Origin of the sequence: Rhodococcus sp. DMU2021, assembly GCF_019641445.1 — a bacterium.
Lineage (GTDB): Bacteria > Actinomycetota > Actinomycetes > Mycobacteriales > Mycobacteriaceae > Rhodococcus > Rhodococcus pyridinivorans.
The window spans coordinates 119,048-142,154 of the sequence record NZ_JAIFKB010000010.1 but is presented as its reverse complement, the minus strand read 5'-3'; the positions used below and the strand labels follow the sequence as shown (position 1 = coordinate 142,154).

Below are 23,107 nucleotides of genomic sequence, written 5' to 3'. Positions count from 1 at the left end.
GCGTGCCGGAGGTGCGGCGCCATGGCGCGCCCCACGCGCGACACATGTTCGGAACACGACTGTTTCGTGTCCTCCCCCATGTGGGGCGATGTCCCGGTAGCGTGGAATGACCGACAGTGGAGGGAGTCGCTATGAGCTCGTCAGAGAAGCCGGATGCGGTTGCGGCGGCACGCGAAATCGAAGAGTTGCGCGCAGAGGTGGCGACCTTGCGTCGTCGGCTCGGCGAACCGTCCGATCAGGTACGCGACCTCGAAGCCCGGCTCGAGTCCCTCACGGTCCGCAACGGCAAACTGCTCGAGACCCTCAAGGATGCGCGCCAGCAGCTGATCACGCTGCGCGAGGAGGTCGACCGGCTGGCCCAGCCGCCGAGCGGCTACGGGGTGCTGCTCGAGACGTTCGACGATCAGACCGTCGACGTGTTCACCTCGGGCCGCAAGATGCGGGTCGCGGTGTCCCCGAATCTCGAACTCGACACCTTCCGGCCCGGTCAGACGGTGCGGCTGAACGAGGCGTTGACCGTCGTGGAGGTCGGTGGTTTCGAACGCGTCGGCGAGATCACCACCCTGCGGGAGGTGCTCGACGACGGCACCCGCGCGCTGGTGGTCGGGCACGCCGACGAGGAACGCATCGTGTGGCTGGCCGCCCCGCTCGCCGCGGCCGCCGCCGACGACAAGACCGATCTGCTCGTCGACGACGAGAACTCGTTCACGCTGCGCCCCGGTGATTCGTTGCTGGTCGACAGCAAGGCCGGCTACGCCTTCGAACGGATCCCCAAGGCCGAGGTCGAGGATCTCGTGCTCGAGGAGGTCCCGGACGTCGGCTACAGCGACATCGGCGGTCTGGGCCGGCAGATCGAGCAGATCCGCGACGCGGTGGAGCTGCCCTTCCTGCACAAGGACCTGTTCCGCGAGTACTCGCTGCGCCCGCCGAAGGGTGTGCTGCTGTACGGCCCGCCCGGTTGCGGTAAGACCCTGATCGCGAAGGCGGTCGCGAACTCGCTGGCGAAGAAGATCGCCGAGGCCCGCGGGGACGATTCGAAGGAAGCGAAGTCGTTCTTCCTGAACATCAAGGGCCCGGAGCTGCTGAACAAGTTCGTCGGTGAGACCGAACGGCACATCCGGTTGATCTTCCAGCGGGCCCGGGAGAAGGCGTCCGAGGGCACCCCGGTGATCGTGTTCTTCGACGAGATGGATTCGATCTTCCGCACCCGCGGTTCCGGTGTGTCCTCCGATGTGGAGACCACGGTGGTGCCGCAGCTGCTCGCCGAGATCGACGGTGTCGAAGGGCTCGAGAACGTCATCGTCATCGGCGCGTCGAACCGTGAGGACATGATCGACCCGGCGATCCTGCGGCCCGGCCGCCTCGACGTGAAGATCAAGATCGAGCGTCCGGACGCGGAGGCCGCGCAGGACATCTTCTCGAAGTACCTGACCGAGAGCCTGCCGGTGCACGCCGACGATCTCGCCGAGTTCGGCGGCGATCGGGTCGCGTGCGTGCGGGCGATGATCGAGCGGGTCGTCGAGCGGATGTACGCCGAGTCCGAGGACAACCGTTTCCTCGAGGTCACCTACGCCAACGGCGACAAGGAGGTCCTGTACTTCAAGGACTTCAACTCCGGCGCGATGATCCAGAACATCGTCGACCGGGCGAAGAAGTATGCGATCAAGTCGGTGCTCGAGACCGGGGCGCCCGGTCTGCGGGTGCAGCACCTGCTCGATTCGATCGTCGACGAGTTCGCCGAGAACGAGGACCTGCCCAACACCACGAATCCGGACGACTGGGCCCGGATCTCGGGGAAGAAGGGCGAGCGGATCGTGTACATCCGCACCCTGGTCACCGGCAAGAACGCCAGCGCGAGCCGCGCGATCGACACCGAGTCGAACACCGGCCAGTACCTGTAGGAATCGACCCGCGACAATCGATCCGCGACGGCCGGGCCTTCCCTCCTCCGGAAGGTCCGGCCGTCGCGGCCTATCCAGGGGGAGGACCGACCGTGCCGTTGCCGCGCACCCTGGCCCGGTTCAACAAGATCGTCACCAACCGGGTCACCACCCCGTTCGCGCAGCTGCTGCCGGGCACCGCGGTGGTCGAGCATCGCGGGCGCCGCTCGGGCCGTATGTTCCGCACCCCGGTGCTGCTGTTCACCGTCGGTGACGATCTGCGGATCGCGTTGACCTACGGCGCCGACACCGATTGGGTGCGCAACGTGCGCGCCGCCGGCGAGGCGGTGGTGCACACCCGGGGCAGGGCGATCCCGGTGCGCGACCCGCGACTCGGGACCGATCCGCAGGCGAGCTGGGCGCCGCTGCCGGTGCGGGTGGCGCTGCAGGCGATCGGGGCGCACGGCTATCTGGACTGCACCCCGCAGCCGCACCGCTGACCGGTGGCGGGGCTGGTCACGACCGTGAGCGTCCGGATCGCCTAGGCTCGAGGGCATGCAGCGGATCATCGGTATCGAGGTCGAGTACGGGATCTCCTCACCCAACGAGCCATCGGCGAACCCGATCCTGACCTCCACGCAGGCGGTGCTGGCCTACGCGGCCGCCGAAGGGGTGCCGCGCGCCCGCCGCACCCGCTGGGACTACGAGGTCGAATCGCCCCTGCGCGACGCGCGGGGCTTCGATCTGGGGCGGTTCAACGGCCCGGCCCCGGTCATCGACGCCGACGAGGTCGGTGCCGCGAACATGATCCTGACCAACGGGGCGCGCCTGTACGTCGACCACGCCCACCCCGAATACTCCGCCCCGGAGGTCGCCGACCCCCTCGACGCGGTGATCTGGGACAAGGCCGGGGAACGGGTAATGGAGGCCGCCGCCCGGCACGCGTCGAGTGTGCCCGGCGCGCCGCGACTGCAGCTGTACAAGAACAATGTCGACGGCAAGGGCGCCTCCTACGGCACCCACGAGAACTACCTGATGGACCGGGAGACCCCGTTCTCCGCGGTGGTCGCGGGCCTGACCCCGTTCTTCGTCTCCCGGCAGGTCATCACCGGCTCCGGCCGGGTCGGGATCGGCCAGTCCGGTGACGAGCCCGGTTTCCAGCTCTCGCAGCGCGCCGACTACATCGAGGTCGAGGTCGGTCTCGAGACCACCCTCAAACGCGGCATCATCAACACCCGCGACGAGCCGCACGCCGACGCCGACAAATACCGGCGCCTGCACGTGATCATCGGCGATGCGAATCTGGCGGAGATGTCCACCTACCTCAAGGTCGGCACCACCGCGCTGGTGCTCGACCTGATCGAGGCCGGCATCGACCTGTCGGATCTGCAGCTCGCCCGCCCGGTCACCGCGGTGCACCACATCAGCCACGACCCGTCGCTGCGCAAGACCGTCGCGCTCGCCGACGGCCGGGAGCTGACAGGTCTGGCGCTGCAGCGGATCTACCACGAGCGGGTCGCGAAGTTCCACGACGGCACCGAGGACAAGCGGATCCTCGACATCCTCGACAAGTGGGCGATGGTGCTCGATCTGCTCGAACGCGACCCGATGGAATGCGCCGACCTGCTGGACTGGCCCGCGAAGCTGCGGCTGCTCGAGGGCTTCCGCAACCGCGAGGGACTGTCCTGGTCGGCGCCGCGCCTGCACATGGTCGACCTGCAGTACTCGGATGTGCGCCTGGACAAGGGCCTGTACAACCGCCTCGTGGCCCGCGGGTCGATGCAGCGGCTGGTGTCCGAGCAGCAGGTCCTCGATGCGGTGCACACCCCGCCTTCGGACACCCGCGCCTACTTCCGCGGTGAGTGCCTGCGCCGTTTCGGTGCCGATATCGCGGCGGCGAGCTGGGATTCGGTGATCTTCGATCTCGGTCGCGAATCGCTGGTGCGCATCCCGACGCTCGAGCCGCTGCGTGGCAGCCGCGCGCATGTCGGGGAGCTGCTCGAGACTGCGCAGTCGGCGGCGGAACTGGTCGATCAGCTCACTCACTGACCACCCCTCCCGGCGGAGGGCGGTGGCCGGATCACAGGCCGCGAGTACGCGTGTCGCCACCGGTGGACCGGTTCGCTGGGTAGGGTAGGAGTTCGAAGCAGCGGTGACCACACCGATCGTCGACCGGTGACGGTTCCGCGCCGAGTACAGGAGGAGGTCGGCGGCTATGGCACAGGAGCAGACCACACGCGGTGGCGGCGGAGACGACGACGAGGTCGTCGGTGACGGCGGTGCCGGTCAGGAGCGTCGCGAGAAGCTCGCCTCGGACACCGACGATCTTCTCGACGAGATCGACGACGTGCTCGAGGAGAACGCAGAGGACTTCGTGCGGGCATATGTGCAGAAAGGTGGCCAGTGACAGCCGAACGATCCTCTCTTCCCTACCGCGAGGTGCAGCCGAAGCTGCACCTCGCGTCGCCCTTGTCGTCGTTCTCCGACCACCTGCGGATGCACGCCCCGGAGATGCTGCCGGAGAACCGGTTCCGATTCGAACGAGGTGACCACGTGGACCTCGCCCCGCACGGCACCACCATCGTGGCGCTGACCTTCGACGGGGGTGTACTCATCGCCGGCGACCGGCGCGCGACCATGGGTAACCTGATCGCCTCCCGCGATGTCGACAAGGTGTTCATCACCGACAACTATTCGGCGGCCGGCATCGCCGGCACCGCGGGTCTGGCGATCGAGCTCGTGCGACTGTTCGCGGTCGAACTCGAGCACTACGAGAAGATCGAAGGTGTGCCGCTGACCTTCGACGGCAAGGCCAATCGGCTCTCGTCGATGGTGCGCGGCAATCTCGGTGCGGCCATGCAGGGCTTGGCCGTGGTGCCGTTGCTGGTCGGTTTCGACCTCGACGCGTCCGATGCGCACCGCGCCGGGCGGATCGTGTCCTACGACGTGGTCGGGGGCCGCTACGAGGAACGCGCCGGCTACCACGCGGTCGGCTCCGGATCGTTGTTCGCCCGCTCGTCGCTCAAGAAGCTCTACCGCGCCGATGCCGACGAGCAGAGCGCGCTGCGCAGCGCCGTCGAGGCGCTGTACGACGCGGCCGACGATGACACCGCCACCGGTGGTCCCGACACCACCCGCGGGATCTACCCGACGGCGGTGGTGATCACCGCGGCCGGGGCCGTGGCCGTCGCGGAGGAAACCCTGTCCGAGCTGGCCCGCACCATCGTGGCCGACCGCACCGCAGGAGATGCCCGGTGACACTTCCGTACTATGCGTCCGCCGAGCAGATCATGCGCGATCGCTCGGAGCTGGCCCGTAAGGGCATCGCCCGCGGCCGGTCGGTGATCGCGTTGACCTACGCCGGCGGTGTGCTGCTGGTGGCGGAGAATCCGTCGAAGGCGCTGCACAAGATCAGCGAACTGTACGACCGGGTCGGTTTCGCGGCCGTCGGCAAGTACAACGAGTTCGAGAATCTGCGGCGCGCCGGGATCATGCACGCCGACATGCGCGGCTACTCCTACGACCGGCGGGACGTGACCGGGCGGGCACTGGCGAACGCCTACGCGCAGACCCTCGGCACCATCTTCACCGAGCAGCCCAAGCCGTACGAGGTGGAGATCTGCGTCGCCGAGGTCGGGCGCGCTGACACCGACGACGGCCCGCAGCTGTACCGCATCACCTACGACGGCTCGATCGTCGACGAACCGCAGTTCGTGGTGATGGGCGGCAACACCGAACCGATCATCACCGCGCTGCGCTCGTCGTACAAGCCGGGTCTGTCGCTCGACGAGGCGGTCGCCGTGGCGGTGACCGCGCTGCAGCAGCCCGCCACCGCCGACGCGGCGCCGCGGGTGCTCGGCCGCGGGGAACTCGAGGTCGCGGTGCTCGAGAAGCAGCGGCCGCGCCGCGCCTTCCGGCGTATCTCGGGGGCGGCGCTCGACGCGCTGCTGACCAGCACCGGGTCCGCTCAGGCGGCGCCGTCGGAGACGCCCGCCGATCCGGCCCCCGAATCGGGGTCCGACACCGCGACCGGCTCGGAGACCGAGTCCGGTCCCGACGCGGGCTGATCCACCGCGAGCCGATAGACCGTCAACGCCGACGGCACCACCTCGAAGTCGAAACCGGTGCCGTCGGCGAGGACCTCCCCGTCGGTGGCCAACGCCACCGGATCCCCGATGACCTCCACCGCCAGGCCCGGGATGTGCCGCTGCCGATACATCGGTGACGCGCCGAGGGTGCCGGTCGCCGCAGCGAGGAGCAGACGCAGCCGCGAGAACCGACTCTCCGCGGGTAGATACCGCACGTCGAGGGTGCCCGGATCCAGATGCGCCCGGGACATCGGCACCTGATCTGCCGGGGTGTAGCGGCCGTTGCCGACGAACAGCAACCACACCGCCCGCCCCGCCCCGTCGATGCGGACCGGCATCGGGCTCGCCGTGCGCAGCACCGCGAGCATCGCCAACCCCGCCGCCGGCCACTTGCCGATCCGCGGTTCCCAGTGCTGCCGCAACCGCACCGCATCCGGATAGCCACCGAGGCTGGCGGTGTTGACGAACCGCCGCACCGTGCGCCCGTCCGGCCCGGTCACCGTCACCTGCCCGAGCCCGACGGCCACCGCCTGCCCGGCGGTGACCGCCCGCACCGTCTCCTCCAGATCGACCACGCCGAGATCGAGCGCGAAATGGTTGAGGGTGCCGCCGGGGAACACCGCCACCGGCAGCCGCGCGTCGACGGCGACGTCGAGCACCGCCGCGACGGTGCCGTCCCCGCCGCACACCCCCACCGCCTGCGGCCGATATTCGGTCAGCAGACGTTCCGACTGCTCCGCCGGATCACCGTCGGGATCCAGATCGACGCGACGCACCCTCGGCAGCGCGGCGGTGACCCGCGCGGCGATCTCCTCGGCGGTCCCGGCATCGCGGTTGACCACCAGCAGCATTCCGTCGCCGCCGGGCAGGGCGGGCGCGGCCGCCGCGACCTGCACGGTCGCCGGTTCGCGGCTGCGCACCGCCCACCAGCGGCGCGTCGACCACGCCACCGTCGCCCCGACCGCGGCGCCGACGACGACGTCGCCGGGCCAGTGCACGCCGGTGTGCACCCGCGAATAGGCCACCGCCGCGGCCAGCGGCGCCAGAACCGCCCCAGCCGCAGGGGATTCGAGCACCACCCCGGTCGCGAACGCCGCCGCCGACGCGGCGTGCCCGGACGGGAACGACGACGAGCGGGGGATCGGCACCGTGCGGCGCCGAAACTTCGGGTCGGTGCGCGCCGGGGGCCGGCGGCGCGGCAACAGCGGTTTGAGCAGCCCGTTGGTCAAGGCGCTGGCCCCGGCCACCGACAGCAGACCCCGCACCGCCCCGCGGCGGGCGTGACCGCCGGCGGTGGCGCACACCGCGGCGCACGCCACCCACAGCACACTGTGGTTGGCGGCGCGTCCGAGGTCGCGCAGCAGCGGGTCGGCAGGGGACGCGCGCAGCGCCCCGGAGCGCTCGAACAGGGCCCGGTCGGCGGTGCGGTAACGCTCGGGAACGATCACACCTCGACCGTAGATGTCGTTGCGACCCATGGGGGTCGGGTTCGCGCGGTACTGTCGAAGTGTGCAGCGACGAATCATGGGTATCGAGACGGAGTTCGGCGTCACGTGTACCTTCCACGGGCATCGTCGGTTGAGCCCCGACGAGGTGGCCCGCTATCTGTTCCGCCGGGTGGTGTCCTGGGGGCGCAGTTCGAACGTCTTCCTGCGGAACGGGGCGCGACTGTATCTCGATGTCGGTTCGCACCCCGAGTACGCCACCGCCGAGTGCGACGACCTGCTCCAGCTCGTCGAGCACGACCATGCCGGTGAGCGGGTCCTCGAGGAACTGCTCATCGACGCCGAGCAGCGTCTGGCCGAGGAAGGCATCGGCGGCGACATCTTCCTGTTCAAGAACAACACCGACTCGGCGGGCAACTCCTACGGCTGCCACGAGAACTATCTCGTCGCCCGCGTCGGCGAGTTCTCCCGCATCTCCGATGTGCTGCTGCCCTTCCTGGTGACCCGCCAGCTGATCTGCGGCGCCGGGAAGGTGCTGCAGACCCCCAAGGCCGCCACCTTCTGCCTGTCGCAACGCGCCGAGCACATCTGGGAGGGCGTCTCGTCGGCGACCACCCGGTCGCGGCCGATCATCAACACCCGCGACGAGCCGCACGCCGACGCCGAGAAGTACCGGCGCCTGCACGTGATCGTCGGGGACTCGAACATGTCCGAGACCACCACCATGCTCAAGGTGGGGTCGGCGGCGCTGGTGCTCGAGATGATCGAGGCCGGGGTGCCGTTCCGGGACTTCGCGCTCGACAACCCGATCCGCGCCATCCGCGAGGTCTCCCACGACCTGACGGGCCGGCGCCCGGTGCGCCTGGCCGGCGGCCGGCAGGCCAGCGCCCTGGACATCCAGCGCGAATACCACGCGCGGGCGGTGGACTATCTGCACCAGCGCGAACCCGACCCGCACGTCGCGCAGGTGGTGGACCTGTGGGGCCGCGTCCTCGACGCCGTCGAATCGCAGGACTTCGCGAAGGTCGACACCGAGATCGACTGGGTGATCAAGCGCAAGCTGTTCCAGCGCTACCAGGACCGCTACAACATGGAGCTGTCCGACCCGAAGATCGCCCAGCTCGACCTGGCCTATCACGACATCAAACGCGGACGCGGTGTGTTCGACCTGCTGCAACGCAAGGGACTGGCGGCGCGGGTGACCGACGACGAGTCCGTCGACGCCGCGGTGAACACCCCGCCGCAGACCACCCGCGCGAAGCTGCGCGGTGATTTCATCGCCGCCGCGCAGGCCGCGGGCCGCGATTTCACCGTCGACTGGGTGCATCTGAAGCTCAACGACCAGGCGCAGCGCACCGTGTTGTGCAAGGACCCGTTCCGGTCCGTGGACGAACGCGTCGAACGGCTCATCGCCTCCATGTGAGTACCGCCGTCCATCGGAGCGGACCGTCCGGTCCGCTCCGATGGACGGTGATGCGGTGCCGGCGGCGCGCGGGCACTAGGGTTGGCGCGTGGCGATCTCGAAAGTCGAACGGCTGGTGAACCTGGTCATCGCGCTGCTGTCCACCCGACAGTTCGTGACCGCGGAGAAGATCCGTGCCTCGGTGGCCGGCTACTCCGAATGCGCGAGCGACGAGGCGTTCAGCCGCATGTTCGAGCGGGACAAGAACGAACTGCGCGATCTCGGGGTGCCCCTCGAGACGGGCCGGCCGTCGCGGTCGTCGACGGTGGAGGGCTACCGCATCAACCGCGACGCCTACGAACTGCCCGAGATCGACCTCACCCGCGAGGAGACCGCCGCCGTGGCCGTCGCCGCCGCGCTGTGGGAATCGCCGGAGCTGACCGCCGCCGCGCAGGGCGCGGTGCTCAAGCTGCGCGCGGCCGGGATCCGTGTCGACTCCGACGGCGGGGAGGTCGTCGCGCCGCTGCCGCCGCGCGCCCGCGGTTCCGAACCCGCGTTGACGGCGTTGCTCGCCGCGATCGACGCGCGCCGCGCGGTGCGGTTCACCCACCGCAGTTCCCCCACCGAGCCGTGGTCGACGCGCACCGTCGAACCGTGGGGTGTGGTCACCGTGCACGGCCGCTGGTATCTCGTCGGCCACGACCGCGACCGCGACGCCGTGCGCACCTTCCGGCTCTCGCGCATCGGCGACGAGATCACCGCGATCGGCCCAGAGGGGGCGGTGCAGATCCCGGGGGGCGTGGATCTGCGGGGGCGGGTGCTCGCCGCGACCTCCCCGGCGGAGGTCAGCGGATCGGCACGCCTGTGGGTGGCCGATGGACGCGCGTGGGAGCTACGCCGGCTCGGACGGACCGGCGCGGCACGGCGGATCGGAGACCGCGACGGGGTGGAACTCGAGGTGCCGGTGCGCTCGTGGGAATGGATCGCCCGGATCGTCGCCGGGCAGGGCGCGGACGCGTTGGTGCTCGACCCACCGGAGTTACGGGCCGAGGTGCACCGCATCCTCGAACAGGCGGTCACGGATGCGGGGGAGGAGGAGCGATGAGCACACGACTGTCGGCGCGACTGGGACGACTGCTCAATCTCGTGCCCTACTTCCTGGCGCACCCGGGGATCAGCGCGGCCGAGGCTGCCCGCGATCTCGGGGTCACCCCCAAGCAGGTGATGGACGATCTGAACCAGCTGTGGGTGTGCGGCCTGCCCGGCTACGGACCCGGTGATCTGATCGACCTGTCGTTCTCCGAGGACAGCATCGTGGTGACCTTCACCGCCGGCATCGAACGACCCCTGCGGCTGACCTCCACCGAGGCCACCGCGCTGCTCGTGGCGCTGCGGTCGCTGCAGGAGATGCCCGGCGTCGTCGACCCGTCCGCGGCGCAGTCGGCGATCGCGAAGATCGAGGCGGCCGCCGGGACCGCCGCGCTGCCCGCCGACACCGCCACCGCGGCGACTGCCGAGCCTGATCCGGAGGCAGCCGGGGACTCCGACGCCGCCGGACAGGTGCGGGCCGCGGTGCGCGACGGGCGCGCCGTGCACCTGACCTACTATTCGGCTTCCCGCGACACCGTCTCCGAACGCGACGTCGACCCGATCCGCATCGTCATCATCGACGAACACGCCTACCTGCAGGCGTGGTGCCGCAGCGCCGAAGGAGTGCGGCTGTTCCGCTTCGACCGCATCGACGCCGCCACCGTGCTCGACGAGCCGACGCGACCGCCGCACCGGGCGATCACCGACGACGAGCACCTCGAACTGTTCGAGGGCGACCCGTCGCTGCCCGCCGCGCGGTTGCGCATCGCCCCGTCGTATACCTGGCTGCTCGACTACTACCCGCTCACCGACGTGCAGGTGCTTCCCGACGGCAGGTGCGAGGCGTCGATGCGGTACGCGTCGCCGGGGTGGATGGCGCGGCTGCTCGTCGGTCTCGGCGCCGGGGTGCAGGTGCTCGACCCACCGGAGTTGCGGGCCGCGGTGCGGGCGCGGGCCGAGGCGGCGCTGGCCGCCTACGCCGAGCTCGACGGGGAGAACGCGACCCGCGGCGCGGGTCCGACACCGTGACGGTCGCGTTGTGAAACATCTGTGTGAACCCTCCGCGAATTGTGGGTGGATACACCGGCGCGAAGCCTCGGGCTGTGCTCGAGGTCCGGTAGCATCGATCGGAGCCGATCAGTGGAGGTTGTTGTAAATGGGTGCAATGAGCCCCTGGCACTGGGCCATCGTGGCGCTGGTGGTCGTGATTCTCTTCGGTTCGAAGAAGCTGCCCGACGCCGCGCGCGGTCTCGGTCGTTCGCTCCGGATCTTCAAGAGCGAGGTCAAGGAGATGCAGAACGACGACGCCCGGGCGTCCACGCCGCAGCCGGCGCCGAATCCGTTGCCGGCCGCGCAGCCGACAGCCGATCCCGCCGCGCCGAACACGCACACCGAACCGCGGTCTGCCTGACCGACGTTCATCCTGCCGGGGCGCCCACCACGGGTGTCCCGGCGTTCCGCTGACCCCGGCACGCCCGCACGCCGGTGGTCTCGACAGGAGCTGAGAACCGCACCGTGCGCATCCCGTTCGATCCGCGCCGAAGCCGGCGCAAGACCAATCCCGACGGCACCATGTCGCTGGTCGAGCACCTCTACGAATTGCGCACGCGTCTGCTGATCGCTCTCGCTGCGATCGTGCTCACCACCATCCTCGGATTCGTCTGGTACAGCCGCAGCCTGTTCGGCCTCGACAGCCTCGGGGAGATCCTGCGCGGCCCCTACTGCGACCTACCCGCCTCGGCCCGCGCCGACCTGAGCAACGACGGCTCGTGCCGACTGCTCGCCACCGGACCGTTCGAGCAGTTCATGCTGCGCCTGAAGGTCGCCGCGACCGCCGGCATCGTCATGGCGTGCCCGATCTGGCTGTACCAACTGTGGGCGTTCGTCACCCCCGGCCTGTACCGCAAGGAACGCCGCTACGCGATCGGCTTCGTCACCTGCGGGGCGGCGCTGTTCGTCACCGGCGCGGTACTGGCCTATCTGGTGATCTCCCACGCGTTGTCGTTCCTGCTGTCCGTCGGCAACGACGTGCAGGTCACCGCCCTTTCGGGCGCCGAATACTTCGGGTTCCTCATCAACCTGCTGGTGATCTTCGGGGTGTCCTTCGAGATCCCGCTGGTGATCGTCGCGCTCAACGGCGTCGGGGTGCTGCCCTACGCCAAGCTCAAGGCGTGGCGGCGCGGGCTGATCATGGCGGTGTTCGTCTTCGCCGCCATCGCCACCCCCGGCCAGGATCCGTTCTCCATGCTCGCCCTGGCGTTGGCGCTCACGCTGCTCGTGGAGTTCGCCATCCAGATCGCCCGGCTGACCGACCGGCGCCGCGCCCGCAAGGCCCGCGCCGAGGGCTGGGCCGATCTCGACGACGACGAGGGTTCGACGATCCCGGCCCCGAGCCCGGTGGAGCCGGCAGCGCCGACGGCGCCCACCGACACCGTACGGACCGATCCGGCCCGCACCGACTACTCCGACACCCTGTGACCGGCGACCCCACTCCCGGCCCTGCCGGTAACGACGAGACCGGCACCGCGCCGCTCGTCCCCACCCCGCAGCTCGCGGAGTTCGCCACCGGCCTCGGGTTCCCGCTCGATCCGTTCCAGATCGAGGCGTGCCGCGCCCTCGAGGGTGGGCATTCGGTGCTGGTGTGCGCCCCCACCGGCGCCGGCAAGACCGTCGTCGGCGAGTTCGCGGTGTATCTGGCGCTGCAGGGCGGTTCCAAGTGCTTCTACACCACCCCGATCAAGGCGCTGAGCAACCAGAAGTACGCCGATCTGTGTGCCCGGCACGGCCGGGACTCGGTGGGTCTGCTCACCGGCGACCAGTCCATCAACTCCGATGCGCCGGTGGTGGTGATGACCACCGAGGTGCTGCGCAACATGATCTACGCGTCGTCCACCGCCCTGATCGGGCTCACCCACGTGGTGATGGACGAAGTGCACTTCCTCGCCGACCGGTTCCGCGGCGCGGTGTGGGAAGAGGTGATCCTGCACCTGCCGGAGGACGTGCGGCTGGCGTCGCTGTCGGCGACCGTGTCGAACGCCGAGGAGTTCGGCGACTGGATGACCACGGTGCGCGGCGACACCACCGTCGTCGTCGACGAGGTGCGGCCCATCCCGCTGCACCAGCACATGATGCTCGGCTCCCGTATCTACGACCTGTTCGACCGCCGCGCCGACACCGACACCGCCCCGACCCGGCGACGCCGCGACATCGTCGTCAACCCGGAGCTGGCGTCGGCGGTGCGGCAACGGCAGAGTCTGTCCGGGATGGACCGCTGGGGTGAACGCGGCCCCCGCTTCCGGCCGCCGCCGCGCCCGGAGGTCATCGTCCGTCTCGACCGCGACGGTCTGTTGCCGGCGATTACCTTCGTGTTCAGCCGCGCCGGTTGCGACGCCGCGGTGCAGCAGTGCCTGCGCTCGGGTCTGCACCTGACCGACGAGACCGAAGCCGCCGAGATCCGCCGGATCGTCGACGAGCACACCCGGGATCTGCCGCGCGGCGACCTCGAGGTCCTCGGCTACGCGTCGTGGCGCACCGCCCTCGAACGCGGCATCGCCGCCCACCACGCCGGGATGTTGCCGGCTTTCCGGCACACCGTCGAAGAGCTCTTCGTGCGGGGGCTGGTGCGGGCGGTGTTCGCCACCGAGACCCTCGCGCTGGGCATCAACATGCCGGCCCGCACCGTGGTGCTCGAAAAGCTCGTCAAGTTTAACGGCGACACCCACGCCGAGCTGACCCCCGGCGAGTACACGCAGCTGACCGGCCGGGCCGGGCGGCGCGGCATCGACGTCGAGGGCCACGCGGTGGTGCTGTGGCAGCCGGGCATCGAACCGGCGGCGGTCGCCGGGCTCGCCTCCACCCGCACCTTCCCGCTGCGCAGCTCGTTCCGCCCGTCCTACAACATGGCGGTCAACCTCATCGACGCCGTCGGGGTGGAGCGGTCGCGGGCGTTGCTCGAGATGTCCTTCGCCCAGTTCCAGGCCGACAAGTCGGTGGTCGGTCTCAAACGCGGCATCGACCGCAACGAGGCCACCCTCGCACAGCTGCGCGACCAACTCGGCGGTGAGGGCAGCGAGATCCTCGACTATCTGCGGTTGCGCGCCGAGCTGACCGACGCCGAACGCGCCCACGAGCGGCGCGGCAAGCAGGATCGTCGGGCCGCGGCGGTGGCGTCGCTGGTGACCCTGCGGCGCGGTGACATCATCGCCGTGCCCGCCGGTAAACACACCGGCCTGGCCGTGGTGGTGCTGCCGGACACCGACGCCGGCGATCCGCGGCCGCAGGTCGTCACCGCCGACGCGTGGTCCGGTCGCCTCTCCGCCGGGGACTTCCCGACCCCGGCGACGGTGCTGGGCACGCTGCGGCTGCCGCGGCACGTCGATCACCGCACCGGCCGTGGGCGCCGCGACATCGCGTCGGCGTTGCGGTCGAAGGGCCTCGTGCCGCCGCGCCGTCCCAAGCGCAGCACGTCCAAGGGCGACACCCGCGAGATCGACGCGTTGCGCCGCGAACTCAAGCACCATCCGGCCCGCAAGCACCCCGATCTGGACTCGCTGGCGCGTGCCGGGGAGCGCTACCACCGATTGCTGCGCGAAACCCAGCAGCAGCGCCGCAAGGCCGCCGCGGCGACGGATTCGCTGGCGCGCACCTTCGAGCGGATCGTCGCGCTGCTCACCGAACGCGGCTATCTCACCGAGGGTGACGATCCGGCGACCACCGAGGCGGGGGAGCGGCTCGCCCGCATCTACACCGAATCGGATCTGCTGGTCGCCGAATGCGTGCGTCGCCGTGCCTGGGCGGGACTGTCCGCCGCCGAACTCGCGGCGGTCGCCTCGGCGGTGATCTACGAGTCGCGCACCGACGAACCGGTCACCGTCGTCGGGCCGACCGGCCCGATCCGGCACGCGCTGGCCGAGACCACCCGGATCTGCGACGGCTTGCGGGCCGACGAGATCCGGCACCGGCTGCCCCCGACCCGCGAACCGGATCTGGGTTTCGTCACCGCCGCCTACACCTGGGCGTCGACCGCGTCGCTGACCGAGGCGCTCGTCGCTGCGGAGGCCGCCGGCAAGGAACTTTCACCCGGAGATTTCGTGCGGTGGTGCCGGCAGCTGATCGATCTGCTCGACCAGATCCGCACCTGCGCGGACGATCCGGAACTCGCCCGCACCGCCGGCAAGGCGGTCGGGGCGGTGCGTCGCGGGGTCGTCGCCGTCGATCCCACCGCCGAATGACCCGGCCCCTGCGGGGTGTCCGGGACGCCCGGTAGGCGTGTATGCCCGCGGCGGGTGGACGCTACCGTATGGGCACACAACGGGAAGGGTGAGTGGAGACGACGATGACCGGGCCGAACGAACCGCAGGACTCGCCGGGGCAGAAGCCGCCGGAATCGACGGATCCATGGGCACCCAACCCGACCTCCGGGGGCGGTGAGCAGCCCGGATCACCGTGGGCGCCGCCCGCCGGCCAGCAGCAGTGGGGGCAGGGCAGCGGCACCGGCTGGGGACAGTCGACCGCCGGGCAGTCGCCGTGGCAACCCGACACCGGTGCGGGCGGGAACGCTCCGCAGCCCGGGTGGGCGCCGCCCGCCGGGCAGCAGACTCCCGCGCAGCCCGGTGCCGGGCATCAGAATCCGTGGGGTGCGCCGACCGGTGCGCCGCAACAGGGCTGGGGTCCGGCCCCACAGCCGCCCGCCCCCGGCTGGGGGCAGCCGGCACCCGGTCAGCAGGCACCAGGACAGGCACCGGGCTGGGGTCAGCAACCGGGCGCACAGCAGCCGTGGGGCGCGCCCGGTCAGCAACCGACGCAGCCCGTCCCCGGGTGGGGTGGGCAGCAGCCCGCCGGGGCGCAGCCCTGGGGAGCGCCCGCGAACACCTGGCAGCAGCCCGGCGGCGCGCCTCAGCAGAACGGCAAGTCGAAGCTGCCGTGGATCCTCGGCGGCGCCGGGCTCGTCGTGGTGCTCGCCATCGTCGGGATCCTCGCCACGACGATGTTCGGTGGGAAGGTCCTCGACACCGAATCCACCCAGGCGGGCATCGCGAAGGTGCTCACCGAGTCCTACGGGGCCGGGCAGGTCGGCGACGTGCAGTGCCCCAGCGATCAGAAGGTCGAGGCCGGCCACAGCTTCACCTGCGCGGTCACCGTGGACGGCCAGTTCCGGGAGGTGACCGTCACCGTCACCGACGACAACGGCACCTACGAGGTCGGCCGCCCCAACTGACCGGAAGCGGTCAGCGGTCGGCCAGTGCCGCGATCAGCGCGGCCACCGGCCGTTCCAGACCCCACCGCTGCGCCAGCGTGGTGAGCTGCTCCGGATCGGCCGGTGCCGTCGGCAACACATCCGAGCGGGACAGGTCCACGTCCGCGTCGGTGGCGACCCGCACCACCGGCAGCGCCGCATCCAGATAGTCCGCCGCAGCGGCGAGTTTGACCCGCATGCCCTTCGCCATCGACGTCGACTCGTCGAGCGCGGCCGCGCGCACCGCGTCGAGGGAGCCGTACTGCTGCAGCAACGACGCGGCGGTCTTCTCCCCGACACCCTTGACGCCCGGCAGTCCGTCCGACGGGTCGCCGCGCAGCGCCGCGAGTTCGGCGTAGGCGGCGCCGGCCCGCTCGGCGGGCACCCCGTAGCGTTCGGCGACCAGCGCCGGATCGAACAACTCGGCCTTGGCCAGGCCACGCCCGGCGTAGAGCACCCGCACCGGCACCGGACTGTCGGTGACGACCTGCAGCAGGTCGCGGTCGCCGCTGACCACGATCACCCGATCGGTGGTTTCGCGGGCGGCGAGGGTGCCGAGCACGTCGTCGGCCTCGAAACCCGCTGCGCCGCCGGTGGCGATGCCGGCGGCGGCGAGCACCTCGAGAATCACCGGCACCTGCGGCAGCAGCGCAGGCGGGACCTCCTCGACGGTGCCGTCGGACCCGGCGGCGACCCGGTGCGCCTTGTAACTCGGGATCGCCGCGACCCGGAAGGCCGGGCGCCAATCCAGATCCAGGCACACCACCAGCCGGGTGGGACGGTGGGTGCGGATCAGCGAGGCCACCATGTCCACGAAGCCGCGCACCGCGTTGACCGGGCTGCCGTCGGGGGCGGTGACCTTCTCCGGGATGGCGTGGAAGGCGCGGAACCACAGGCTCGCGCCGTCGAGCAGCATCAACGTGGGGTCCGGTGCGGGCGTGGGGTTCTCCGGTGCGGTCACGGACCACATCCTGCCATCCGGCCGCGGCCACTAGTCTCGAAGACATGACCACTGCCGCCACCCGATTCCCCGCCGACCGTTACGCGGCCCGCCTGGCCCGCGCCGCCGAACTCGGTGCCGCCGCCGGCGTCGACGCGCTGCTCATCACCCCCGGACCGGACCTGCGGTATCTCACCGGCTCCCGCGCCGAGTCGTTCGAGCGCCTGACCTGCCTGGTGATCCCCACCGACGGTTCCGGCGCCACCGTGGTGGTGCCGCGGCTGGAACTGGCGTCGCTGAACGACTCCGCCATCGGTGAACTCGGTCTGCCGGTGCGGGATTGGGTGGACGGGCAGGACCCCTACGCGCTCGTGCGTGAACTCGTGGCGACCGCAGGGGCCTTCGCGGTGGCCGAGGCGATGCCGGCGCTGCACCTGGTGCCGCTGACCGCCCGGTTCGGCAGCGCCCCGGCGCTGGCGACGTCGGTGATCCGGCAGCTGCGGATGGTCAAGGACGCCGACGAGGTCGAGGCCTTGCGCCGCGCCGGTGCCGCCATCGACCGGGTGCATGCCCGCATGGGTGAATGGCTGCGCGCCGGGCGCACCGAAGCCGAGGTGGCTGCGGACATCACCGCCGCGATCCTCGAAGAGGGGCACACCGCGGCGGCGTTCGTCATCGTCGGTTCCGGCCCGCACGGCGCCGACCCGCACCACGAGGTGTCCGAGCGGGTCATCGAATCCGGCGACATCGTCGTCATCGACATCGGTGGTCCCGTCGAGCCGGGCTACTACTCGGATTCGACCCGCACCTACAGCATCGGCGAACCGAACCCGGAGATCGCGACGAAGATCGCGGTGCTCGAGAAGGCACAACAGACCGCGGTCGACGCGGTGCGTCCCGGGGTGCGCGCCGAGGACGTCGACGCCGCCGCCCGTAACCTGCTCGCCGCCGCCGGTTACGGGGAGGCGTTCGTGCACCGCACCGGGCACGGCATCGGACTGTCGGTGCACGAGGAGCCGTACATCGTCTCCGGCAACGACGACACCCTGCAGCCCGGCATGGCATTCAGCATCGAACCGGGCATCTACTTCCGCGGCGAATGGGGGGCGCGGATCGAGGACATCGTCGTCGTCACCGAGGACGGCTGCGAGTCGATGAATCTGCGTCCGCACGGGCTGACGGTGCTGCCGGGCTGAGACCCGACACTGCCTCCCGGAAATCGACCCGGGACACTGGGCCGCATGAACCACAGCGCGCAGAGAACCGTCGTCATCTTCGGGGGACGCAGCGAGATCGGCGTCGAGGTCGCCACCCGCCTCGCGCCGGGCCGCACCGTGATCCTGGCCGCGCGTCGCGCCGACGACCTCGCCGACGAGTGCGCCGCCGTGCGGGTAGCAGGCGCGACGGCGGTGCACCCGGTCGAGTTCGACGCCGACGCCCTCGACACACACACCGCGGTGCTCGACCGGATCGCTGCCTTCGGGCCGATCGATGTGGCAGTGCTGGCCTTCGGCATCCTCGGCGACCAGGCCCACGCGGAAACCGATGCGGCCCATGCGGTGTCGATCGTGCACACCGACTATCTCGCGCAGGTCGCGCTGCTCACCGACCTGGCCCAGCGGCTGCGCGCGCAGGGCTCGGGGCGGCTGGTGGTGTTCTCCTCCGTGGCCGGGTGGCGGGTGCGCCGCGCCAACTATGTGTACGGGTCGGCGAAGGCCGGCCTCGACGGTTTCGCGTCCGGCCTGGCGGATGCCTTGCACGGCAGCGGGGTGTCGTTGCTGCTGGTGCGCCCCGGTTTCGTGATCGGCCGGATGACGGAGGGCATGAGCCCTGCACCGTTGTCGAGCACCCCACCGCAGGTCGCCGGCGCGACGGTGCAGGCGCTGCACCGCGGGCGCGGGGAGGTGTGGGTGCCGGCGGTGCTGCGCCCGGTGTTCTTCGGGATGCGCCTGCTGCCGCGGGCGATGTGGCGGCGTTTGCCGCGCTGACGACTGCGGCAGACGGCGAGCGCTTCGCACAGACCGGGCCGATGTCGCTTGTCTCCCGCGTAGCCCTTGTCCGTATAGAGCGCCCTTGTCCGTATAGAGCCGGTCGTCGCGGACTCCGGCCTTTGAGGGCTCCGTGGTGCGGTTGCAGATCTTGGCCCGCGGTGCTGCATCGGGAACAGCCGATCAGGATTCCGTCCATGAGGCGACGAAAGTGCTGTTTGAGTCAGCTATTCGAGACCGACATGCAGGACGGTTAAGCAGGACGGTCGGACGGCCGTCTTCCGCAGGACGCGATCGAGTGCCGGACCGTGTCGGGGTGTGCTGTTTGAGGATCGGTCCGCAGACTTGATCTTGTTCCGAAAACGAACGTATATGAAACATCCGCGGCGGAAGCGGGCGATCTGATCTTCAGTGATAACGGCAGTTTTTTCGCGGGGCTAGGTGACGTTGCTCCGCGAACCCTAGTACCCGCCCGGGATAGAAACATTCCGGGCGCGGGTGGATGGTGTCGCTGTTCCACAGCACGTTCATTGTCGGCGAAGACCTCGAAGGCTTCCAGCTCGGCAGAGGCGAGGATCGCCTCGACACACTGCTTGGACCCGCTCGCATGGTTGGCCATCGCTCGATATTCGTCGCCACGCACCAGGCGCGGTCCTGCGGCCGTCAGAGGTTCGGAGAGGGCAGGTTGCGGAACCGGTTGTCTCGGAATCTACGGCCGCAGCACGCTGAGTCCGTGCCCGAAAGGTGCGATTGTTCCTGGTCAAGGGTGGGTCCGGAAGGCCTGGCACGGCGGCGGCTTCGCCTTCACCCTGCTGGTGGGGACTGCCTAAGCCTGAAAGTCGCTTCACCGCAGAGGGGTTCGGCACGTCTATGCTGCGGGGGCAGTCCGCGCGGGGGCGGTCCATCGTGTTCGGTGCTGGGAGATGTGAAGTTGCGATCGATACGGACGACGCCGGTCACTTCCGGCGCGTGAACCTGCGTGCTTCGACGCGGACCTCGGTGTACGCACGCAGCGCCGACAGCAGCCCGCGGCGCCGCCCGGTCTCGGCATCGATCCGCGGTGCCTCGGTGGTCCGCGAGCCGGTGGGCCGGAACTTGTGTTCCGACGACGTCTCGGGTGCATCGTCCGAGGTCCGCTCGAGGAAACGGTCCGGCAGGGCAAGCTTGTGGATCGTGCGCAGCGCAAGCAGGTACTGCTTGCCCAGCGGCCCGCTGGTGTACGGCAGGTCGTATTCGGCGCATAGTGCCCGCACGCGTACGGCGATCTCGGGGTACCGGTTCGACGGCAGGTCGGGGAACAGGTGGTGCTCGATCTGGTAGCTGAGGTTGCCGGTTAAAAATCCCAGGACCGGGCCGGCGTCGATGTTGGCGCTGCCGAGCATCTGCCGCAGATACCACTGGTCCCGCGTCTCGGTCTCGAACTGGTCGGCGGTGAACTTCTCGGCGCCGTCGGGGAAGTGCCCGCAGAAGATCACCGCGTACGCCCACAGGTTACGGATCAGGTTCGCTGCCGCGTTCGCCGCCAGCGTGTGTTTCCACGCCCGGCCGGTCAGGGCCGGGAACAGGACGAAGTCCTTGCCCACCTGCCGGATGATCTTGCGGGCGAACTGCCGGTTCGGTGCGCTGTCCAGCGTCCACGGGCCGACGCCGTGGAGTTTTTGTTGTGCTTCCAGGTCGTGCAACGCGATGCCCCACTCGAATGTGGCGGCCAGGATTACGTTCGCGAACGGCTGCAGCACGTTGATCGGGCGCCACTTCTCGTCCCGGGTCATCCGCAAAATGCCGAATCCCACATCGCTGTCCATCCCGACGATGTTGGTGTAGGTGTGATGCGCGTAGTTGTGCGCGCGCTTCCAGTGCTCGGACGGCCCGGTCTGGTCCCACTCCCACGTCGCGGAATGGATCTCCGGATCGTTCATCCAGTCCCATTGCCCGTGCATCACATTGTGCCCGAGCTCCATGTTCTCGATGACCTTGGCCAGCGCGAGCAGTGCCGCGCCCGCGACCCAGGCGGGACACCGACGACTACCGAACAGCATTGCCCGCGCACCCGACTCGAGGGCACGATGCAGGCGGATCACACGCCGGATGTACCGGGCGTCACGGATGCCGCGGGACTGTTCGACGTCGCGTCGGATCTCGTCCAGTTCCCGCCCGAGGGCGTCGATTTCGGCATCGGTGAGATGAGCGAACTCGTTGATATCGGTGATGGCCACCGAGGGTCCTCCGTCAAAAAGATAGGTTCACCGGCACCAACTATCGACGCAGGTCACTAGGTACAAGGCTACGGGAACTCGGGCATCGGCCGCGGTGCGACCGAGCCGAGGTCATCGCAGGCACTTATCCCGTGTAACGCCCAGAAACGCAGGCGCTTGCTCACCGGCTTGCCCGTTGGCTCCCCGGGTGCGGCCCTGAAGCAGTGACGGGCCCCAGATAGTCGCCCAGCAGAACCAGGACAACGACGCCGACGGCGATAAGACCGGTTTGTGGGGTCTTGCGGGTCTGCTCGGTCTACTCGGCCTCGCCGGACTCAAACGCCGAAACGAGCCGCACGTCCACAACACCCCGACTGTCGATCCCCACCGTCGCCCGTAAAGCTCTCGACCCGGGAACCCTTTTCCGCCCGCATCCTCATTTCTTCACCCCGAGGGTGCGGGCGGATCCGGTGATGCAGACACGTGCTCGTCGGCACCCCCGGACTCCGGCTCGTGACCGTGCCGCTGCGCCCGCGGATGATCAGCCGTGTCCGATCGCGTCGAATCCGTCCTCGTGCCGGTTCACGGCACGGTCCACCCGGCCCCCGAGCCGGGCACCGGCACGGGGGAGTCAAGGGGGCACCGGCGTAGCGTCGAACGGGTTCGAAGACTATGCACTCAGAATTCCGGGAGAACGCACGATGACCGACTTTGCGCAGCCCGTCGTCGTGCTGCTCGTCGAGGACGACCCCGCCGACGAACTGTTGACCGCCGAAGCCCTGGGCGAGCACAAGATCACCAACCGGGTGCATGTGGTGCGGGATGGGTACCAGGCTCTGCGTTTTCTGCACCGGCACGGCCCGTACAGCGAGGCGCCCCGCTCGGATCTGATCCTCCTCGATGTGCACCTGCCTCGGTCCAGCGGAATCGAGGTGTTGGACCGGATCCGGCTCGATCCGGATCTGCGGGCCATTCCCGTGGTGATGCTCACCGCCTCGGTCGCCGAGGAAGATCTCCTGCGCAGCCGCCGGCTGCCGGCCGATGCCTACATCGTCAAACCGGTCGATCTTGCGCAACTCGCTGCGGTGGTCCGCCGCATCGACGACTTCTTCTTCCAGGTCGTCCACGCCCCCACCCCCGCTGATCCCCGCTGAGACAGGGGAATCGAGCAGAGCGGCGCTTCGGGTCGTCACTCACAGCCGACGTACCCGGCGGGCGTGGCACCGCTTCGGGCCCACACCCACGTCGAAGTCCACGTCTTGGTCGTCCTGGAAGACGGGGACGTTGCTGCATTCGATGTCGGTGTGCTCGACGAACAGGTCGCCGCCGCCGTCGGGAGCGATGAAACCGAAGCCTTTCGCACCGTTGAACCACTTGATCACGCCGCGTGCCACCGCCACCCGCCCTTCCTCGATACCGCCGAGGTCGATGCCTGATTGTGTCATCGCTAGGTTCGATGAGCGGTGGCATTCGACGAGGACGCGAGGACCTTCAGCACGGCAGGGCCGCCGCGAGGGCGGGGGAGGACCGATTCTCCGGGTCGGTCGCAGGGTGGTCCTCTGTGTGTTCGGCAAGAGCCCTGAACCTCAAGGTGGACGTCACTTGCTGCTGCACCCCCACGGACGGTGACCGAGCGGCGACGCTGCACGGTGGCGTTGCCGGGCCTCGAGTTCCCCGAATCCGTGACTCTCCGAGTGTCGATGTCCACGACTGCGCCCCGTGGCACCGTCCCCCGCGGAGCGGCCCTGTCTCCGCGGCGACCGCGGATCCTGCGTGCCTGGATGTAACGCTAGAGGCGAAAGTCCATATGTGTTTGTCGGCGGTACTGCGGACCGCCGGGCGGTC

21 protein-coding genes are annotated in these 23,107 nt (G+C 69.8%); 17 read left to right on the top strand and 4 right to left on the bottom strand.

What is annotated here, in order from left to right; genetic code table 11:
* Positions 1 to 131: 131 nt before the first annotated feature.
* The 6 genes from arc (at position 132) to prcA (ending at position 5,947) form a co-directional block, all read left to right on the top strand.
* Complete coding sequence (gene arc / locus K3M35_RS15495) at positions 132 to 1,901, top strand: proteasome ATPase (protein WP_024101038.1); 1,770 nt, start codon at positions 132 to 134, stop codon at positions 1,899 to 1,901.
* Between the two features lie 92 nt (positions 1,902 to 1,993).
* Positions 1,994 to 2,380: a nitroreductase family deazaflavin-dependent oxidoreductase gene (locus K3M35_RS15490; RefSeq protein WP_220666653.1), complete on the top strand. Its 387-nt coding sequence runs from the start codon at positions 1,994 to 1,996 to the stop codon at positions 2,378 to 2,380.
* Between the two features lie 55 nt (positions 2,381 to 2,435).
* The gene (dop, locus tag K3M35_RS15485; RefSeq protein ID WP_006552172.1) at positions 2,436 to 3,929 is read left to right on the top strand and encodes a depupylase/deamidase Dop; all 1,494 of its coding nucleotides are present in this window, start codon (positions 2,436 to 2,438) and stop codon (positions 3,927 to 3,929) included.
* Between the two features lie 166 nt (positions 3,930 to 4,095).
* Positions 4,096 to 4,287 carry a ubiquitin-like protein Pup gene (locus K3M35_RS15480; protein ID WP_006552173.1) on the top strand — a complete coding sequence of 64 codons (192 nt, stop codon included), beginning with the start codon at positions 4,096 to 4,098 and terminating at the stop codon, positions 4,285 to 4,287.
* Positions 4,284 to 5,138 (top strand): proteasome subunit beta, encoded by an 855-nt coding sequence (gene prcB / locus K3M35_RS15475; RefSeq protein WP_006552174.1) that lies wholly within the window; start codon positions 4,284 to 4,286, stop codon positions 5,136 to 5,138. The genes K3M35_RS15480 and prcB overlap by 4 nt, the downstream gene beginning before the upstream one ends.
* The gene (prcA, locus tag K3M35_RS15470) at positions 5,135 to 5,947 is read left to right on the top strand and encodes a proteasome subunit alpha (RefSeq protein WP_220666652.1); all 813 of its coding nucleotides are present in this window, start codon (positions 5,135 to 5,137) and stop codon (positions 5,945 to 5,947) included. The genes prcB and prcA overlap by 4 nt, the downstream gene beginning before the upstream one ends.
* Here the strand turns inward: prcA and K3M35_RS15465 are convergent.
* Positions 5,848 to 7,446 carry a bifunctional phosphatase PAP2/diacylglycerol kinase family protein gene (locus K3M35_RS15465; protein WP_220666651.1) on the bottom strand — a complete coding sequence of 533 codons (1,599 nt, stop codon included), beginning with the start codon at positions 7,444 to 7,446 and terminating at the stop codon, positions 5,848 to 5,850. The genes prcA and K3M35_RS15465 overlap by 100 nt on opposite strands.
* Before the next feature lie 31 nt (positions 7,447 to 7,477).
* Here K3M35_RS15465 and pafA point away from each other — a divergent pair, with 31 nt between their 5' ends.
* The 7 genes from pafA to K3M35_RS26185 all read left to right on the top strand — a co-directional run bounded on the left by pafA (position 7,478) and on the right by K3M35_RS26185 (position 16,121).
* Positions 7,478 to 8,836, top strand: coding sequence for a Pup--protein ligase (pafA, locus tag K3M35_RS15460; protein WP_220666650.1), 1,359 nt, complete (start codon positions 7,478 to 7,480; stop codon positions 8,834 to 8,836).
* 88 nt (positions 8,837 to 8,924) lie between these two features.
* The gene (locus K3M35_RS15455) at positions 8,925 to 9,920 is read left to right on the top strand and encodes a YafY family protein (protein WP_064062096.1); all 996 of its coding nucleotides are present in this window, start codon (positions 8,925 to 8,927) and stop codon (positions 9,918 to 9,920) included.
* Positions 9,917 to 10,933, top strand: a complete 1,017-nt coding sequence (locus K3M35_RS15450; protein WP_193902032.1) for a YafY family protein — start codon at positions 9,917 to 9,919, stop codon at positions 10,931 to 10,933. Before K3M35_RS15455 ends, K3M35_RS15450 begins: the two co-directional genes overlap by 4 nt.
* Positions 10,934 to 11,060: 127 nt before the next feature.
* Positions 11,061 to 11,315: a Sec-independent protein translocase subunit TatA gene (gene tatA / locus K3M35_RS15445; protein ID WP_033098352.1), complete on the top strand. Its 255-nt coding sequence runs from the start codon at positions 11,061 to 11,063 to the stop codon at positions 11,313 to 11,315.
* Between the two features lie 104 nt (positions 11,316 to 11,419).
* Positions 11,420 to 12,382 (top strand): twin-arginine translocase subunit TatC, encoded by a 963-nt coding sequence (tatC, locus tag K3M35_RS15440; protein ID WP_019289529.1) that lies wholly within the window; start codon positions 11,420 to 11,422, stop codon positions 12,380 to 12,382.
* Positions 12,379 to 15,135, top strand: a complete 2,757-nt coding sequence (locus K3M35_RS15435) for an RNA helicase (protein WP_033098354.1) — start codon at positions 12,379 to 12,381, stop codon at positions 15,133 to 15,135. The genes tatC and K3M35_RS15435 overlap by 4 nt, the downstream gene beginning before the upstream one ends.
* Before the next feature lie 104 nt (positions 15,136 to 15,239).
* Complete coding sequence (locus K3M35_RS26185; protein ID WP_252172712.1) at positions 15,240 to 16,121, top strand: DUF4333 domain-containing protein; 882 nt, start codon at positions 15,240 to 15,242, stop codon at positions 16,119 to 16,121.
* 10 nt (positions 16,122 to 16,131) lie between these two features.
* Here the strand turns inward: K3M35_RS26185 and K3M35_RS15425 are convergent, their stop codons facing one another.
* Complete coding sequence (locus tag K3M35_RS15425) at positions 16,132 to 17,109, bottom strand: 5'-3' exonuclease (protein WP_217579769.1); 978 nt, start codon at positions 17,107 to 17,109, stop codon at positions 16,132 to 16,134.
* 35 nt (positions 17,110 to 17,144) lie between these two features.
* On the opposite strand from K3M35_RS15425, the gene K3M35_RS15420 reads away from it, so the two are divergent.
* Both K3M35_RS15420 and K3M35_RS15415 read left to right on the top strand, forming a co-directional pair.
* Complete coding sequence (locus tag K3M35_RS15420; protein ID WP_159418188.1) at positions 17,145 to 18,275, top strand: Xaa-Pro peptidase family protein; 1,131 nt, start codon at positions 17,145 to 17,147, stop codon at positions 18,273 to 18,275.
* Between the two features lie 45 nt (positions 18,276 to 18,320).
* On the top strand, positions 18,321 to 19,067 hold the full coding sequence (locus K3M35_RS15415) for an SDR family NAD(P)-dependent oxidoreductase (RefSeq protein WP_217579768.1): 747 nt from the start codon (positions 18,321 to 18,323) through the stop codon (positions 19,065 to 19,067).
* Positions 19,068 to 20,023: 956 nt separating this feature from the next.
* Here K3M35_RS15415 and K3M35_RS15410 read toward each other — a convergent pair.
* Positions 20,024 to 21,283 carry an acyl-CoA desaturase gene (locus K3M35_RS15410; protein WP_217579767.1) on the bottom strand — a complete coding sequence of 420 codons (1,260 nt, stop codon included), beginning with the start codon at positions 21,281 to 21,283 and terminating at the stop codon, positions 20,024 to 20,026.
* Positions 21,284 to 21,500: 217 nt separating this feature from the next.
* Here K3M35_RS15410 and K3M35_RS26665 point away from each other — a divergent pair, with 217 nt between their 5' ends.
* Positions 21,501 to 21,662 (top strand): hypothetical protein, encoded by a 162-nt coding sequence (locus tag K3M35_RS26665; RefSeq protein WP_308257078.1) that lies wholly within the window; start codon positions 21,501 to 21,503, stop codon positions 21,660 to 21,662.
* 301 nt (positions 21,663 to 21,963) lie between these two features.
* Positions 21,964 to 22,416, top strand: coding sequence for a response regulator (locus K3M35_RS15405; RefSeq protein WP_019289546.1), 453 nt, complete (start codon positions 21,964 to 21,966; stop codon positions 22,414 to 22,416).
* A gap of 39 nt (positions 22,417 to 22,455) precedes the next feature.
* On the opposite strand, the gene K3M35_RS15400 is transcribed toward K3M35_RS15405, so the two are convergent.
* Positions 22,456 to 22,707, bottom strand: a complete 252-nt coding sequence (locus tag K3M35_RS15400) for a cold-shock protein (RefSeq protein WP_259444073.1) — start codon at positions 22,705 to 22,707, stop codon at positions 22,456 to 22,458.
* Between the last annotated feature and the right edge of the window lie 400 nt (positions 22,708 to 23,107).

What these genes read in the sequence shown, in the direction of transcription:
- K3M35_RS15405 (WP_019289546.1), top strand. Translation starts at nt 21,964, where the DNA reads ATGACCGACTTTGCGCAGCCCGTCGTCGTGCTGCTCGTCGAGGACGAC.
- K3M35_RS26185 (WP_252172712.1), top strand. Translation starts at nt 15,240, where the DNA reads ATGACCGGGCCGAACGAACCGCAGGACTCGCCGGGGCAGAAGCCGCCG.
- K3M35_RS15450 (WP_193902032.1), top strand. Translation starts at nt 9,917, where the DNA reads ATGAGCACACGACTGTCGGCGCGACTGGGACGACTGCTCAATCTCGTG.
- K3M35_RS15420 (WP_159418188.1), top strand. Translation starts at nt 17,145, where the DNA reads ATGACCACTGCCGCCACCCGATTCCCCGCCGACCGTTACGCGGCCCGC.
- K3M35_RS15400 (WP_259444073.1), bottom strand. Translation starts at nt 22,707, where the DNA reads ATGACACAATCAGGCATCGACCTCGGCGGTATCGAGGAAGGGCGGGTG.
- K3M35_RS15425 (WP_217579769.1), bottom strand. Translation starts at nt 17,109, where the DNA reads ATGTGGTCCGTGACCGCACCGGAGAACCCCACGCCCGCACCGGACCCC.
- tatA (WP_033098352.1), top strand. Translation starts at nt 11,061, where the DNA reads ATGGGTGCAATGAGCCCCTGGCACTGGGCCATCGTGGCGCTGGTGGTC.
- K3M35_RS15415 (WP_217579768.1), top strand. Translation starts at nt 18,321, where the DNA reads ATGAACCACAGCGCGCAGAGAACCGTCGTCATCTTCGGGGGACGCAGC.
- K3M35_RS15480 (WP_006552173.1), top strand. Translation starts at nt 4,096, where the DNA reads ATGGCACAGGAGCAGACCACACGCGGTGGCGGCGGAGACGACGACGAG.
- K3M35_RS15465 (WP_220666651.1), bottom strand. Translation starts at nt 7,446, where the DNA reads ATGGGTCGCAACGACATCTACGGTCGAGGTGTGATCGTTCCCGAGCGT.
- arc (WP_024101038.1), top strand. Translation starts at nt 132, where the DNA reads ATGAGCTCGTCAGAGAAGCCGGATGCGGTTGCGGCGGCACGCGAAATC.
- dop (WP_006552172.1), top strand. Translation starts at nt 2,436, where the DNA reads ATGCAGCGGATCATCGGTATCGAGGTCGAGTACGGGATCTCCTCACCC.